The sequence below is a fragment of the Reyranella humidisoli genome, from assembly GCF_019039055.1.
GTDB classification, from domain to species: Bacteria; Pseudomonadota; Alphaproteobacteria; order Reyranellales; family Reyranellaceae; genus Reyranella; species Reyranella humidisoli.
Map to the genome: position 1 here is coordinate 852,165 of NZ_JAHOPB010000002.1, position 15,096 is coordinate 867,260.

At 65.0% G+C, this 15,096-nt stretch carries 15 protein-coding genes; 12 read left to right on the top strand and 3 right to left on the bottom strand.

The annotated features are described in order from the left end of the window. Positions 1–95: 95 nt before the first annotated feature. The 7 genes from KQ910_RS22505 to KQ910_RS22535 all read left to right on the top strand — a co-directional run bounded on the left by KQ910_RS22505 (position 96) and on the right by KQ910_RS22535 (position 7,141). Positions 96–1,070: an NAD-dependent epimerase/dehydratase family protein gene (locus KQ910_RS22505; protein WP_216965446.1), complete on the top strand. Its 975-nt coding sequence runs from the start codon at positions 96–98 to the stop codon at positions 1,068–1,070. A 328-nt stretch (positions 1,071–1,398) separates the two neighbouring features. Continuing rightward, positions 1,399–1,944, top strand: a complete 546-nt coding sequence (locus tag KQ910_RS22510; protein WP_216965449.1) for an AAA family ATPase — start codon at positions 1,399–1,401, stop codon at positions 1,942–1,944. 49 nt (positions 1,945–1,993) lie between these two features. Beyond that, complete coding sequence (locus KQ910_RS22515) at positions 1,994–3,763, top strand: M3 family oligoendopeptidase (RefSeq protein ID WP_216965451.1); 1,770 nt, start codon at positions 1,994–1,996, stop codon at positions 3,761–3,763. A 147-nt stretch (positions 3,764–3,910) separates the two neighbouring features. Then, positions 3,911–5,248 (top strand): ABC1 kinase family protein, encoded by a 1,338-nt coding sequence (locus tag KQ910_RS22520; RefSeq protein ID WP_216965453.1) that lies wholly within the window; start codon positions 3,911–3,913, stop codon positions 5,246–5,248. Then, positions 5,245–6,159: an NAD-dependent epimerase/dehydratase family protein gene (locus KQ910_RS22525; RefSeq protein ID WP_216965455.1), complete on the top strand. Its 915-nt coding sequence runs from the start codon at positions 5,245–5,247 to the stop codon at positions 6,157–6,159. The genes KQ910_RS22520 and KQ910_RS22525 overlap by 4 nt, the downstream gene beginning before the upstream one ends. A 36-nt stretch (positions 6,160–6,195) precedes the next feature. Continuing rightward, a complete protein-coding gene (locus KQ910_RS22530) occupies positions 6,196–6,387 on the top strand; it encodes a DUF6726 family protein (RefSeq protein ID WP_216965457.1) in 192 nt (63 codons plus the stop codon). 97 nt (positions 6,388–6,484) lie between these two features. Beyond that, positions 6,485–7,141 carry a SanA/YdcF family protein gene (locus tag KQ910_RS22535; RefSeq protein WP_216965459.1) on the top strand — a complete coding sequence of 219 codons (657 nt, stop codon included), beginning with the start codon at positions 6,485–6,487 and terminating at the stop codon, positions 7,139–7,141. Positions 7,142–7,170: 29 nt separating this feature from the next. Here KQ910_RS22535 and KQ910_RS22540 read toward each other — a convergent pair whose 3' ends face one another. Beyond that, positions 7,171–8,319 (bottom strand): hypothetical protein, encoded by a 1,149-nt coding sequence (locus tag KQ910_RS22540; RefSeq protein WP_216965461.1) that lies wholly within the window; start codon positions 8,317–8,319, stop codon positions 7,171–7,173. Positions 8,320–8,326: 7 nt separating this feature from the next. Further along, complete coding sequence (locus KQ910_RS22545) at positions 8,327–9,331, bottom strand: 2-hydroxyacid dehydrogenase (RefSeq protein ID WP_216965463.1); 1,005 nt, start codon at positions 9,329–9,331, stop codon at positions 8,327–8,329. Positions 9,332–9,474: 143 nt separating this feature from the next. Between KQ910_RS22545 and KQ910_RS22550 the strand changes: the two genes are divergently transcribed. The 5 genes from KQ910_RS22550 (at position 9,475) to KQ910_RS22570 (ending at position 14,464) form a co-directional block, all read left to right on the top strand. Then, positions 9,475–10,623, top strand: a complete 1,149-nt coding sequence (locus tag KQ910_RS22550) for a Re/Si-specific NAD(P)(+) transhydrogenase subunit alpha (protein WP_216965464.1) — start codon at positions 9,475–9,477, stop codon at positions 10,621–10,623. A gap of 10 nt (positions 10,624–10,633) precedes the next feature. Further along, entirely contained in the window at positions 10,634–11,056 is a 423-nt protein-coding gene (locus KQ910_RS22555) for an NAD(P) transhydrogenase subunit alpha part 2 (RefSeq protein ID WP_216965466.1), read from the top strand. Between the two features lie 15 nt (positions 11,057–11,071). Then, complete coding sequence (locus KQ910_RS22560) at positions 11,072–12,481, top strand: NAD(P)(+) transhydrogenase (Re/Si-specific) subunit beta (protein ID WP_216965468.1); 1,410 nt, start codon at positions 11,072–11,074, stop codon at positions 12,479–12,481. A gap of 79 nt (positions 12,482–12,560) precedes the next feature. Further along, entirely contained in the window at positions 12,561–13,844 is a 1,284-nt protein-coding gene (locus KQ910_RS22565; RefSeq protein ID WP_216965470.1) for an MORN repeat-containing protein, read from the top strand. Beyond that, positions 13,844–14,464: an HAD family hydrolase gene (locus KQ910_RS22570; protein ID WP_216965472.1), complete on the top strand. Its 621-nt coding sequence runs from the start codon at positions 13,844–13,846 to the stop codon at positions 14,462–14,464. The genes KQ910_RS22565 and KQ910_RS22570 overlap by 1 nt, the downstream gene beginning before the upstream one ends. 411 nt (positions 14,465–14,875) lie before the next feature. Here the strand turns inward: KQ910_RS22570 and rpsU are convergent, their stop codons facing one another. Next, on the bottom strand, positions 14,876–15,079 hold the full coding sequence (gene rpsU, locus KQ910_RS22575; protein ID WP_020696578.1) for a 30S ribosomal protein S21: 204 nt from the start codon (positions 15,077–15,079) through the stop codon (positions 14,876–14,878). Between the last annotated feature and the right edge of the window lie 17 nt (positions 15,080–15,096).

The following is a 15,096-nucleotide window of genomic DNA, read 5'->3' on the forward strand; positions in this document are numbered from 1 at the left end:
GAAAAACGACGTTTTACATCTGCCCATGGCCGCCAAAGTGGCGTCACCGTTTCACGGTGTCTCCCTTGGGTGAAATGTTGTAATCGTCCGGCCGCATGACTTCCGTCCTGGTCACCGGCGTCGCCGGCTTCATCGGCTCCCATGTCGCCCGTGCCCTGCTGGGGCGGGGTGAAACCGTGATCGGTGTCGACAATTTCAGCGACTACTACGATCCGGTCCTGAAATTCGCCCGGCTGAAGCCGCTGCGCGAGATGCCGGGCTTCACCTTCCTCGAGGCCGACGTGTCCGACCGTGAGGCGATGCAGGGGCTGGCCGACCGCCACGGCGACATCGACCGGATCGTCCACCTGGCCGCCCAGCCGGGCATCCGCCATTCCAAGGTCGATCCCTACATCTATATCCAGACCAACCTGATGGGGCAGGTCGTCCTGCTCGAACTGGCGCGCCGGCTGGGGGCGCAGCTCAGGCATCTGGTCTATGCCTCGTCGTCGTCGGTCTATGGCGGCAACCGCAAGATTCCCTTCGCCGTGAACGATCCCGTGGACCGTCCGGTGTCGCTCTACGCCGCGACCAAGCGGGCCGACGAATTGATGACCGAGACCTATGTCCACCAATATGGCCTCAAGGCGACCGGGCTTCGCTATTTTACGGTTTATGGCCCGTGGGGCCGACCCGACATGTCCCCCTACATCTTCGCCCGGGCGATCCACGAAGGCCGCACGATCGACCTCTATCACCACGGCAAGGTGAGGCGGGATTTCAGCTACATCGACGACATCGTCTCCGGCACGCTGGCGGCGCTCGACCGGCCGCCCGAGAGCGCCGGACACCGGCTCTACAATCTCGGCGCTGCCCGGAGCGAGGAGATCCTGCACGTCATCGCGCTGTTCGAGACGGCGCTGGGCCGGAAAGCCGTCATCGAGCTGAAGCCCGGCGAGCCGGGCGACATGCAGGAAACCGCGGCCGACATCGAAAGCTCCGTGCGTGATCTCGGCTGGTCGCCCCAGGTGACCGTCGACCGCGGCATCCCGCTCTTCGTCGAGTGGTTCAAGGCCTACAACCGGCTCTGAGCCGGGCGAAGCTCGGCGTCTGAGCGTCAGGACATCGCTTTGCGATGTCCGAGAGCGCCGAAGGAAGCAGGGCCACTTTGACCTCTCCGTCGGCGACGCGGCCTGGTTACAAGCCGCAAGACGCCGACACTTCCCTGTTCAAATCAGGGTTATTTCATATGAGGTAAGGGTCCCTCGCATACGCTCCAGGGCGGGGGGTACCCCGCCCTGGAGCGTATGCGAGGGACCTTTCGCCGCCTTCACACACCAACCATCACGGCCTTTTGAGGCTTATGCGATAGCGGTGCATCTGAATGGGGAGGCACTCCTGGGAGCTTCGAAAGGCAGAATGAGGAAGGGCAGATTCATCCTCACCGGCGCGCCGGGAGCGGGGAAGACGACCGTCCTGCGGCAGCTTGAGATCAACGGGTTCGGCGTGGTCGAGGAGGCGGCGACGGACGTCATCGCGCTCGAACAGGCCAAGGGCGTCGCCGAGCCGTGGACCGTTCCCGGCTTCATCGACCGGATCGTGGCACTGCAGCGGCGCAGGCGGCTCTCCGCCTCGGGCGAGGTCCAGTTCCATGACCGGTCCGCCTTTTGCACCGAGGCGCTGGTGACCTTCCTTGGGCATCCGCCCTCGGACCTGCTGCGTATGGAAATCGACGAGCTGAAGCGCGAGGGCTTCTACGATCGCCGCGTCTTCTTCGTGCGGCTGATGGGCTTCGTCGAGCCCACGGCGGCGCGGCGGATCGGGCTGGAGGAGGCACGGCGCTTCGAGGCGGTGCATGAGCGCACCTATCGTGCGCACGGCTTCGAGCCGGTCCTCATCGAACCAGGAAGCGTGCTAGATCGGGTGGCCGCGATCGGACACTGCCTCGAGGGCCGCTCCCTCTAGTCATGAAGCGGGTCGCGCCCCATATCCGGGGTGACGCAAGGAGTGGTGAATGAACGTTGTGTTGGGCGACCTGCCGACCTGGAACCTGGCCGATCTCTATTCCAGCCCGACCGGGACGGACCTGGGCGCCGACCTGAAGCGCGCGGCGGCGGAAGCCGATGCCTTCGCGAAGGATTACGAGGGCAGGATCGTCGGTCTCGACGGCAAGGCGCTGGGCGGGGCGATCGTGCGTCTGGAGGCGATGAGCGACCTGCTGGGCCGCATCGGCTCCTATGCCCAGCTCTATTCGGCGCAGGACCAGTCCGATCCGGAGCGCAACCGCTTCGCCCAGGACATGTCGGAGAAGCTGAACGACATTGGGTCAAAGCTCCTGTTCTTCCGGCTGGAGATCAACAAGATCGAGGATGCCGATCTTGCCGAGAAGCTGAAGGCGCCGGAACTTGCGAAGTACGCGCCGTGGCTGCGCGACGCCCGCCTTTTCCGCCCGCACCAGCTTTCCGACGAACTCGAGAAGTTCCAGCATGACCAGTCGGTGGTCGGCAGCAGCGCCTGGTCGCGCCTGTTCGACGAGACGATCGCGCGGCTGCGCTATCCGTTCGGCAATGAGATGCTGAGCGAGCCGCAGATCCTCGACAAGCTGTCGAACAAGGACGCCGCGATACGCAAGGAAGCCGCCAAGTCGTTCGGCAAGGTGCAGGGCGAGAATATCGCGGTCTTCTCGCTGATCACCAACACGCTGATCAAGGACAAGGAGATCGACGACCGCTGGCGCAAGTACGCGCGGCCGCAATCGTTCCGTAACCTCGCCAACGTCGTGGAGGACGAGGTGGTCGACGCGCTCGCGGCGTCGGTCAAGAAGGCTTACCCCAAGCTCGCGCACCGCTACTACAAGCTGAAAGCGAAGTGGTTCGGCGTCGAGACCATGCCCTACTGGGACCGCAACGCGCCGCTGCCCGAGCATGACGACCGCACGATCCCCTGGCCCGAGGCCGAGAAGATCGTGCTCGACGCCTACAACGCCTTCTCGCCGGAACTGGCGGATGTCGGCCGCAAATTCTTCGGCACGGGCTGGATCGACGCGCCGGCGCGGCCGGGCAAGTCGCCGGGGGCCTTCGCCCATCCGACGGTGCCGTCGGCGCATCCCTATCTCCTGCTGAACTATCAGGGAAAGGTTCGCGACGTGATGACCCTGGCGCACGAGTTGGGCCATGGCGTCCATCAGGTGCTGGCGGCCAAGCAGGGCCCGCTGATGGCCGACACGCCGCTGACGCTGGCCGAGACCGCCTCGGTGTTCGGCGAGATGCTGACCTTCCAGTCGCTGCTCAAGACCGCGCCCGACAAGGCCACGCGCAAGGCGATGCTGGCCGGCAAGGTCGAGGACATGCTGAACACCGTGGTGCGCCAGATCGCGTTCTACGATTTCGAATCGCGCCTGCACATGGCGCGCCGCGAGGGCGAGCTGACGCCCGACGCGATCGGCGAGATCTGGATGGCGGTGCAAAAGGAGAGCCTCGGCCCGGCCTTCCGTTATGACGACGAATACAAATACTACTGGTCCTATATCGGCCACTTCATCCACTCGCCGTTCTACGTGTATGCCTACGCGTTCGGCGATTGCCTGGTGAACTCGCTCTATGCCGCCTATCAGGCGAAGCCCGACGGCTTCCAGGAGAAGTATCTCGACATGCTGCGCTCGGGTGGCGTGAAGCGGCACAAGGAGCTGCTGGCGCCGTTCGGCCTCGATGCCTCCGATCCGGCCTTCTGGGACAAGGGCCTCGATGTGATCTCGGGCTTCATCGATGAACTCGAGAAACTCTGACGTGGCCGTAGCACCAAAAGACCTCATGCTGAGGAGGCCGCGTCGCGGCCGTCTCGAAGCATGGGAACGCGCACCCCAATCTTTGCCCACCCTTCGAGACGCGACCCTGCGGGCCGCTCCTCAGGGTGAGGTGGTTTTGTAAGAATCATGGCCTCTGACGAAGGCGACTCCCTCGGCGGGCGGCTCGGTCGCTATGCGCGGGTCGGCACGTCGGTAGGCGGGCTGGCGGTCAAGCTGGCGGGGCAGCGCTATCTCGGCTTCGGCCTTGATCGCGACAAGCATGCCGGCGAGCTGAAGGCCGCACTGGGAGGGCTGAAAGGCCCGCTGATGAAGGCGGCGCAACTGCTCGCCACCATCCCCGACGCGTTGCCGCCGGAATATGCCCGCGAGCTGGCGCAGTTGCAGGCCAACGCGCCGGCAATGGGCTGGGCCTTCGTGCGCCGCCGCATGGCGTCGGAGCTGGGGCCCGACTGGCAGGCCAAGTTCGCCCGCTTCGACAAGGAGGCGTCATTCGCCGCATCGCTGGGGCAGGTTCACCGCGCGTCGCTGCACGATGGGCGGGAGGTGGCGGCCAAGCTGCAGTATCCCGACATGTCGTCGGCGCTGGAGGCCGACCTCAACCAGCTCAAGGTCGTGTTCGCGATCGGCCAGCGCTTCGATCCGGCGATCCGTACCGACGAGATCCATGCCGAGATCGCCAACCGCCTGCGCGAGGAACTCGATTATCGCCGCGAGGCGAGGCACACGGCGTTGTACCGCTACATGCTGCGCGACGAGAGTCAGGTCCATGTGCCCGGGGTCGTCGCCTCGCATTCGACCGAGCGTCTCCTCACCATGGACTGGCTGCAGGGCGAGCCCTTGCTCAACTGGAAGACCCGTTCGCAGGAAGAACGCGACGCGCTCGCCATCGCCATGTTCCGCGCCTGGTATGTGCCGTTCTATTTCTATGGCGCCATCCACGGCGATCCACATCTCGGGAACTACTCGGTGCGGCCGGACGGTTCGGTGAACCTGATGGATTTCGGCTGCATCCGCATTTTCCCGCCGCGCTTCGTGCGGGGCTCGATCGAACTCTATCGCGCGCTGATGACGGACGACGAGGCGCGCGCCGTCGCGGCCTACGAGGATTGGGGGTTTACCGGTCTCAGCAAGGAAATGGTCGCCATCCTCAACCGCTGGGCCGCTTTTCTCTACGGCCCTCTGATGGACGACCGGTCGCGCCGCCTGACCGAAGGCATGGCCGAGGGCTATGGCCGCGAGATGGCGCAGAACGTGTTCGGCGAGCTGCGCAAGATGGGCGGTGTGCGGCCGCCGCGCGAGTTCGTGTTCATGGATCGCGCCGCCATCGGCCTCGGCTCGGTGTTCATCCACCTCCGCGCCTCGATCAACTGGCACCAGCTCTTCGAGGGCCTGATCGACGGCTTCGACGTCGACGCGCTGACAGCGAGGCAGGACACAGCCCTGAAAGAAGCAGGGCTGGCGTGAACATCCTCGTAACGGGTTCGTCGGGCTGGCTTGGCCAGACTCTGGTGCCGAAGCTCGTGCGCGAAGGACACAAGGTGGTGGGGCTCGATCCGGAGCCGGGCGCCACGACCAGCGTCGTGGGTTCAGTCGTCGACCGTGCTCTTGTTCGCCGCGTGATCCGCGACGAGGGCATCACGGCCATGATTCATGCCGCAGCGCGCCACAAGCCTCACATCGAGACCCACGACAATTCGGAGTTCGTCGCCGTCAACGTGCAGGGCACGCTCAACCTGCTGGAGGAGGCGGTGGCGCCGGGCTCGGCGGTCGACCGCTTCGTCTTCACCTCGACGACCTCGCTCATGATTTCGCAGCAGATCCGTGACGGGAAGGCGGGCGGAGCGAAGGAGGCGGCGTGGATCGACGAGACGATGGCGCCACTCAAGCCGCGCAACATCTACGGCGTCACCAAGCTCGCGGCCGAGGAACTGTGCCGCCTGTTCAATCACCTGCACAGGCTGCCGGTACTCGTCCTTCGCACCTCGCGGTTCTTTCCCGAGGAGGACGACATGGCCCATGCCATCAGGCAGTCGGGCGAGAACACGAAGGCCAACGAATTCCTGTTCCGCCGTCTCAGCGTCGAGGATGCGGCCGAGGCGCATGTCGTGGCTCTCGCCAAGGCGAGGGAGATCGGCTTCGACACGTTCATCGTTTCGGCGATGACGCCGTTCCGGCGCGAGGATTGCCGCGAGCTGATCGCCGACGCGCCCGCGGTGGTGAGCCGGCTCTTCCCGGAATATCTCGCGCTCTATGAGAAGCGGGGCTGGACGATGTTCGACACGGTCGACCGCATCTATGACGCCGGCAAGGCGGCCCGTGTGCTCGGATTCACCTGCCGCACGGGGTTCCGTGAGGTGCTGGACACGCTCCGGTAGGGGGCAACTATTCCGGCTTGCGGGCGTTTTCTCGCCATGATGACCCGCATTCTCCAACCCAAGCGTCTGATCGGTGCCGCGGTCCTTGCGGGCGTCGCGATAGCGCTTTCCGGCTGTGGCGTTGCCGCATTTCCGGTGCGAGTGACCAGCGCGACGGCGAAGATCGTGCCTGTGGCCGGCGATGTCGTTGCCTACCCGCTCGACAAGACCGCGGACGCCATCGATTAGCCAATCGCTGCGCCCGTCAGCCTGAAGCGTGATAAAGGCATCGGGGGGGGGGCAGGCGGCTCCCGGCGGAGCTTGGGAGTGTAGTCGGGGCGATGACATGCGGTTGATGCTGTACGCGGTGCTTGCGCTTGGCGCGGTGGCACTCCTGCTGTCTCTCCTGTCGTGGATCGCCGAGCGCCGCCTCGAAGCCCTGGCCGACCCGTACATCAGCAGCGATCCGGCGAAGTTGCCGGGGGTCACGGTGGCGCTGGTCCTGGGCGCGGCGCCGATCGGCCCCGAGGGCGGCCCAAACCGCTACTTCGTCTATCGGCTCAATGCGGCGGCTGCGCTCTACAAGGCCGGCAAGGTGAAGTACCTGCTGGTGAGCGGCGACAACAGCCGTCCTGATTACGACGAGCCGACCGCCATGCGCGCCGGTTTGATCGAGCGCGGTGTGCCGGCCGAGGCGATCTATCGCGATTTCGCGGGCTTCCGGACCTGGGATTCGGTGGTGCGGGTCGAAGAGGTTTTTGGCCAGACACGCGTCATCGTCGTGTCGCAGCGCTTCCACCTCTCTCGCGCGATCTTCCTCGCCCGTCAGCAGGGTATCGAAGCCTGGGGCTTCGAGGCGCAGGACGTTGCGCGCGCCTACAGCATCGTCACCATCCTGCGGCGCTATCCCTCGGCCTTGCGCGCCTACTTCGACGTCTGGTTCGACACGCCGCCGAAATACACCGGTCCGCGAATCGTGATCGGCAAGGATCCACCGAACTAGGGACTGGGTTCAGTCGCGCAGGACCGTCCTCAACGGGAGAGTGCCTTGCCGAATATCCGCGGCAACTCGGCCTGCCAAAAATCCACGAAACGGGGATAGGGCAGGATCGGCCGCGGATGGGCGCCGTCGAAATATTCCAGGTGGCCGACGAGAGCGAAGCCGACCAGCAGGCCGGCCACCGTCATTGCGGCCGGTGCGGGCGTGGTCCTTCCGATGAACAGAAGAACGAACAGGCTGGACAGCAGGGACAGGAAAACCCAGCGAAAGACGTCCCAGCCGAAGAATCCGAGGAGCAGGGGCGCCAGGCACGCGCCGAGCACGCACAGGACGTTCAGCGCGCCGAACCAGCGATCGGAACGACGGTAAAATGCCACTGCCACGACGACTGATACGCATGCCGCCATCAGCAGCGCCCGCGTCAGGTAGCGTGCCGGAGGCATGTAGTAGTTGCGCATCCGCTCGCCGACGAAGTCGTTCCGAAACAGCTGATAATAGCTTTCGTCGATAGCGTAGCGCGCAACGGAGCGCACCCGCGCCAAAAGCGCCTCGATCATCTCCGATGGCACGGTCTGGAAAAACAGGTAGATGACTGCGAAAACCGCGACCAGGACAGCGCCGTGTACGATGGCCGTTCTGAATTCACGGCGCAGAGCGAGGCTTGTGACGTAGAGCGGGATGACGGTGAAAGCCGCCAACTCCTGGACGAAGAGCGTGGCGCCCATGATCAGGAGGGCGGGCAAGGGCCGCACGTGGATCGCCGCCAGCAGCGCGAGATAGAGGATGTCCTCGGGATAGCCGGCTGTATGAAAGAGATAGCCACCGGTCGGCGCGACCAGGAATGCGATCACGACCAGTTTCATCGACAGCGGCGAATGCCACGCGCGCCAGAAGAGGATCGCGATCAGCGTGTAGCGAACGGCCATCTGTAGCGCCGCCACGAAGACATATTCGAAGCGTAAAGATCCGAACGGATAGAGCAGCGTTCCGACCAGGCTGCGCCGGCCGAAGCCGTCGAAGAAGCTCGGGATGTAGTAGTTGATGGCCCAGAGTATCGGGAGACCGAAGCCGACGTAGAACGCCAGAAACAGCGCGACGATCAAACCGGCATTTGCAGCCAGTTCGATGACGCCGGCGTTCCGCACGGTTCTGTTTCCCGCCAAACGACTGTAGCCGTCCAATGGGCCGTCAGCGCGGTCGGGGAGCGTCGGCGGCGTTGGCCCACTCGCGAAATTCGGGCACGGGCGACGCTACCGGCTTGCCGGCGAAATGGTTGTCGAGGTTGCGGCAGACGAGGTCGGTCATGCGCCGCTGGGCGTGCTCCGTTCCGCCACCGAAATGCGGGGTCATCACCAGCTTGTCGAGTTCCAGCAGCTCAGTGCCGGTGTAGGGCTCCTGGTCGAACACGTCGAGCGCCGCACCCTCGATGATGTCGTTGCGCAGCGCATGGGCGATTGCCTTTTCGTCGACCGCCCAGCCGCGCGAGATGTTGACCACGTGGCCTCGCGGACCCAGCGCCTTGAGCACGTCGGCATTGATGATGTGCCGGTTGGAGGCATCGGAGCGCAGGCAGACGATCAGGTAATCGCACCAGGTGGCGAGTGCCATCACGTCGGGAAAGTACGGGAAGTCGACGTCGCTGCGCTTGCTGCGGTTGCAGTAGCCGATCTCGACATCGAACCCCTTCAGGCGCCTGGCGACCTCCAGGCCGATCGCGCCGAGGCCCAGGATGCCGACCCTGCCGCCCGTCAGGCCGGCGATCGGGCCGAAGCGATTGGGAATGCGCTGCTTCCACTCGCCGCGGCGGATCATCTTGTCGGCGCGTACCAGACGGCGCGTCGAGGCGAGCAGGATGCCGACCGCCAGTTCGGCGACGTCGGGCGCATTGGCGTCTGCGCCGTGCGTGACCATGATCCCGCGCCGGCGGGCGGCGTCGAGGTCGACCCGCTCGTAGCCCGTGCCGTAGCAGCAGAACAGGGAGAGCCTCGGCAGGGCGGCCATCATGGCATCGGAAATGCCGACGCTCCCGGTGCTGACGATTGCCTGCACTGTGCCGGCCGTACCGGGCGGGATGTCGGCCGCGGTGGGCGTGGGACTGTCCATATGCCCGACGATCCTGCACCGCTCCCCAAAAGAAGCGAGCGTCGCCTTGGTGAAATGGAAGCCGGTCAGGATGTGCGGTCGGTCAGGCATGGTCGAGCCGTAGCATGTGGCGTGGGAGTGCGTAAGCGGGAGGCTTCCACGCGGCGAAAAACCGGCTTGGCAAAGAACGGAACGCTGTGCAAGGTGCGGCGCACGAAGCGTCCCGCCGCGTTCAAACGGATCTGAAGCGCTCCATGAAAATCGCCATTGTCAAAGAACGCAGGCCCCATGAAACCCGTGTGGCCGCCACTCCCGAGACCGTCAAGAAGCTGAAGGCGCTGGGCGCGGAGATCACGATAGAGACCGGGGCGGGGGTGGCTGCCGCCTATACCGACCAGGCCTATGGCGAGGCCGGCGCGACGATCGTTCCGGACGCGGCCTCCGCCATCGCAGCGGGCGACATCGTCTTCAAGATCCAGCGTCCGATGTCGGCCGAGGAAGGGCTCGACGAGCTCGGCCTGCTGCGGCAGGGCCAGACCCTGATGGCGCCGCTGGGCGCCCTCACCAACAGGGAGCTGGTGCAGGCGCTGGCCTCGCGCGGCGTGACCTCTTTCGCACTCGAACTGATCCCGCGCATCACGCGTGCCCAGTCGATGGACATCCTCTCCTCGCAGGCCAATCTCGCCGGCTACAAGGCAGTTCTTCTGGCGGCGAACAACTACGGCCGGATCTTCCCGCAGATGATGACGCCCGGCGGCACCCTGGCACCGTCGCGCAGCTTCATCATGGGCGTGGGCGTCGCCGGCCTGCAGGCCATCGCCACGGCGCGGCGCCTCGGCTCGATCGTGACCGCGACCGATGTGCGGCCGGCCACCAAGGAGCAGGTCCAGTCGCTCGGCGCCAAGTTCGTGGCGGTCGAGGACGAGGAGTTCAAGGCGGCCGAAACGGCGGGCGGCTACGCCAAGCAGATGAGCCCCGAGTACCAGGCCAAGCAGGCCGCGCTGGTGGCTGACCACATCAAGCTGCAGGACATCGTGATCACGACCGCGCTGATCCCCGGTCGCAAGGCGCCGGTGCTGGTGAGCGAGGAGATGGTGAAGACCATGAAGCCGGGTTCGGTGATCGTCGACATGGCGGTCGAGCAGGGCGGCAACTGTCCGCTGTCGGAGTTCGGCAGGGTGGTCGAGAAGCATGGCGTGAAGATCGTCGGTCCGGCCAACCTGGCCGGCGAACTGGCGACCGACGCCTCGGCACTGTTCTCGCGCAACCTGCTCAATTTCATCACGCCCATGGTCGACAAGGAGACCAAGGCGCTCACGATCAACCTCGAGGACGAGGTCGTGAAGGGCACGCTGGTCACCCGCGACGGGCAGATCGTGCACCCCTCGCTGACCCAGGCTTAGGAGCAGCCCCATGGACGACAAGATCGCAGGCGAGGCCTCCCGGCTCGCAACCCACGCGCAGGACGTCGCCGCCCAGCTCAAGCTCCTGGCGCAGCAGATCACCGATGCGGCCGCCGCGAGCCCGGTCGCCGTGCCCGACGGGCATATGCCATTCGTGGCGCTGCTCACCATCTTCGCCCTGTCCTGCTTCGTGGGCTACTACGTGGTCTGGCGGGTGACGCCGGCCCTTCATTCGCCGCTGATGGCGGTCACCAACGCCGTCTCCTCCGTGATCATCGTCGGCGCGCTGCTCGCGGCGGGCCTCAAGGGCCTGGGCGCTGCACAGCTGTTCGGCTTCATCGCGGTGGCGCTGGCCGCCGTGAACATCTTCGGCGGGTTCATCGTCACGCACCGGATGCTGTCGATGTTCAAGAAAAAGCCGGTCAAGAAGTAGGCGGGAGCAGCAGGGATGTTCACCCAGGAACTGGCCGCCTACGGCTATCTGATCGCCGCCATCTGCTTCATCATGGCACTGCGCGGACTGTCTTCGCCGACGACCTCGCGCGGCGGCAACCTCTACGGCATCGTCGGCATGGTGATCGCCATCGGCGTCACCGTCCTCTCGCCCGGCGTCGTCTCGCCCTGGCTGATCCTCGCGGGCCTGGTGATTGGCGGTGCGATCGGCACCTTCGTGGCGCTGCGTATCCAGATGACCGCGCTGCCGCAGCTCGTGGCGGCCTTCCATTCGCTGGTCGGCCTTGCCGCGGTATTTGTGGCTGCGGCGGCCTTCATTTCACCGGAAGCCTTCGGGCTCGGCGTCCCCGGCAAGATCAAGGTGCAGAGCCTGATCGAAATGGGCCTGGGCACGGTGATCGGCGCCATCACCTTCACTGGCTCGGTCGTGGCCTTCGCCAAGCTGCAGGGCCTTGTGACGGGCTCGCCGCTGGTCTTCAAGGGCCAGCATCCGCTGAACGCGCTGCTCGGCATCGCACTGGTCGTCCTGCTGGTCTGGTTCGCGATGCGCGGCCATACGTCGACCTTCGTCCTGCTGGTCGTGCTGTCGCTGGCGCTTGGCTTCCTGCTGATCCTGCCGATCGGCGGCGCCGACATGCCCGTCGTCGTGTCGATGCTCAATTCCTATTCGGGATGGGCGGCGGCCGGCATCGGCTTCACCCTGGGGAACACCGCGCTGATCGTGACCGGCGCGCTGGTGGGCTCCTCGGGCGCGATCCTGAGCTACATCATGTGCAAGGGCATGAACCGCTCGATCTTCAACGTGATCCTGGGCGGTTTCGGTACCGACAGCGCGGCGGCCGGCGGCCCGGCCGTCAAGAACGACAAGCCGGTCAAGGCCGGCTCGGCCGAGGATGCGGCCTTCCTGATGAAGAACGCGCAGTCCGTCATCATCGTGCCGGGCTACGGCATGGCCGTCGCCCAAGCCCAGCATGCGCTGCGCGAGATGTCCGACCTCCTGAAGAAGGAGGGCGTGCAGGTCCGCTACGCCATCCATCCGGTGGCCGGCCGCATGCCCGGCCACATGAACGTGCTGCTGGCCGAGGCCAACGTGCCCTACGACGAGGTCTTCGAACTCGACGACATCAACCGCGACTTCGCCTCGACCGACGTCGCCTTCGTGATCGGCGCCAACGACGTCACCAACCCGGCCGCCAAGACCGATCCGAAGAGCGCGATCTACGGCATGCCGATCCTCGACGTCGAGAAGGCGCAGACCGTGCTGTTCGTGAAGCGCGGCATGGCCTCGGGTTATGCCGGCGTCGACAACGAACTGTTCTTCCGGGACAACACGATGATGCTCTTCGCCGACGCCAAGGTGATGTGCGAGAACATTGTAAAGTCGCTTGAGGGTTCCTCGCATTAACGAACCGGCGCAAGCCGAGGCACCGCAGGGGGAAGAGGCCAGGTCTTCCCCGTCTGAGACAATCACCATCCGTCAGAGGATGCCGCTCGGCTCGCGCTTGGTGGGTGGAGCGATCGCCATCGCATTGGCTACCGGGTTCTCGGGAATCGGCTGGTGGCTGTGGCGTTCGTTCGTCCCGACGCACCCGGTGGCGGCCTATGTATACGGCATCATTGTCGTCGCGATTGGCACGTCGGGTCTTTATCTCGCCGTCAGGAACCTGATCCGGCCGGTGCCTTTCGCGATCCGGATATCCGACAAGGGGATCACGGCCTACCGGGGCCGCTGTCCCGATCTCATCCTGTGGTCCGATATCAAAGGGGCTCATGCCGCGCTCGAGGGCGGTCAACGGGTAAGCGTGCCGATAATTGCCCTGGAACTGGTCGATCCTCGATCCTTTTACGCACGGCTGAATGACGGCAAACCGGCATGGCTGGGGCCGGATACCGGACTGCGTCCCAAATACTATCCGCTGGCGTCCACCGGCCTCGACATGGAGCCGGAGCAGTTGCTGCGGGCTGTCAACGATTCGATCCGCCGGTGGGGGACCGCCAATCCCGATCCATCGCCCGAAACGAACTACATTCCCATGTTCACTCTTTTGCCGGGGCGGGCACCGTTCGCGATAGGCTTGGTTTTGCTCGTTACTCTCTTTACGGCACCTTTCGCTCTCCTAAGTCCGCCGAGTTGGATGGCAGCGGCGGAGAATTGCGAAGTGCGCAATCGGTACGGTGGCAAGCAATGGAGGCGCGCGAAAACGACGAGCGCCACCTGGAGTGGACCGTGTGTCGAGGGGCGCGCACAGGGCCAAGGCATCCTCGAATGGTTTCGCGACGGCAGGCTGACGATACGGTATTCGGGGCAAATGGAAGGAGGCCGGATCACGGGGCGCGGGGAATTGACCGAATACGGAATCCGGTATGAGGGCACGTGGAAGGACGGCGAACTGCGCGAGGGAGTGGGGACGTATCCTGGCGGTCACCGATACAGCGGCAAATGGGACAGGGGAGATTGGACAAGAGGCGTGCTGACGGTCCCAGGTGGCTATCGCTTCGAAGAGCGCTGGTATCGAAAGCAGCTCACGGGCAAGAACATCGCCCGGGGACCGCAGGGACAGTACGAAGGCAACTGGACCGACGGTGTTCCTGAAGGCGCGGGCGTTTTCGTGACCAGTGATGGTCGGCGCTTCGAGGGGAAGTGGCGCAAAGGTAAGCCCGTCGATCTGGAAGTGGCTCGTCTCCAGGATCAGGAGAGATGGGATTGCTTGTGGGATATCATCTCAAGACGATTCGATGTCGGGCGGCTTCAATGCCGAAACCAGTGATGCTCACAGGCCCAACCTATCGCGCTGTCATCTTCGACATCGGAGGCGCGGTCGATCTCGAATTCGCGTGGGAGATGGCGCTCGACGGCGCCATCGCAGCGGCCTGCGGGCTGGAAGGCATCCGGGTCGATCCCGCGATGGTCGAGGAAGCCTCGGAGCAAGCGGTCGCTGCTTTTGCGCCAGACGTGGCGCGCCACATGATCGAGACATTGTGCGGCGGAGAGCCCACCACGGTGGTGCGCGTGGTGCGGCGCGTCGAGGCGATGACCGGCCAACTCGATGCCTTTCAGATCCGGCCCGAGATCGAGGACCTGCTGAAGCGCCTCAAGGCGCGCGGTCTGGTGCTCGGCGCGGTCGAACCACGCTGGGAGCGGCTCGAACGGGCAGGGATCGCCCTTCTGTTCACGCGCGATCACGTCGTGCCGCCGGCCGAGTGCATCCTGGTCGGCGACCGGATCGACGCAGACATCGCACCGGCCAAGGCCGCCGGTATGGCCACTATCCAGTTCCGCTCCGGCCGCTGGCGCCGACAGCGCCCGCGATCGGAGGCCGAGACGCCGGATGCCGTCGTGACGGACGTGGCGGAGCTGGAGGCAGCAATCGCCGCGCTCGTGACTTGAGTTAAGCGCCAGCGCGTCCTTAAGTCGCCGCAGTCGACTACGGAGGAATGACATGTCTTCTAAAAGCCAGCCAAACTGCGGGAAGCCTCGCACGTGCACTTCGGTGGCTGAGTTGCGACAAGCGGTGGGGGGAGGCGCTTGTGGATCCGACGCCAAGCGTTCCGCCCCGAGAAGTCTTTCGCCGACTACGTGATCGTCATGCGGCGGCATTCGCTGCTGGTGCATCGAAACCGGAATGATCTCGCGATAGGGCCGCTCATAGGAGCGCGCCACTCCTGTGGCGCTCAAGCTCGTGAGTAGCCACGGCATGAGCGCAACTGGATTTGCACGCTCCATTGGTTCTTCCGTTGCCAGCCAAACAAAAACCCCCGGGGATGCCGGGGGTTGTCGTCTCGCGCGGAGAAGGGAGGACTAGTAGCCCTCGCGCTCCATGCGCTTGCGCATCAGCTTGCGGGTGCGGCGGATGGCCTCGGCGCGCTCACGGGCGCGGCGCTCGGAGGGCTTCTCGTAATTGCGGCGAAGCTTCATCTCGCGGAAGATGCCCTCGCGCTGCATCTTCTTCTTCAGGACGCGCAGCGCCTGATCGACGTTGTTTTCACGAACGAGAACCTGCACTTCGATCGCTTCCTTCC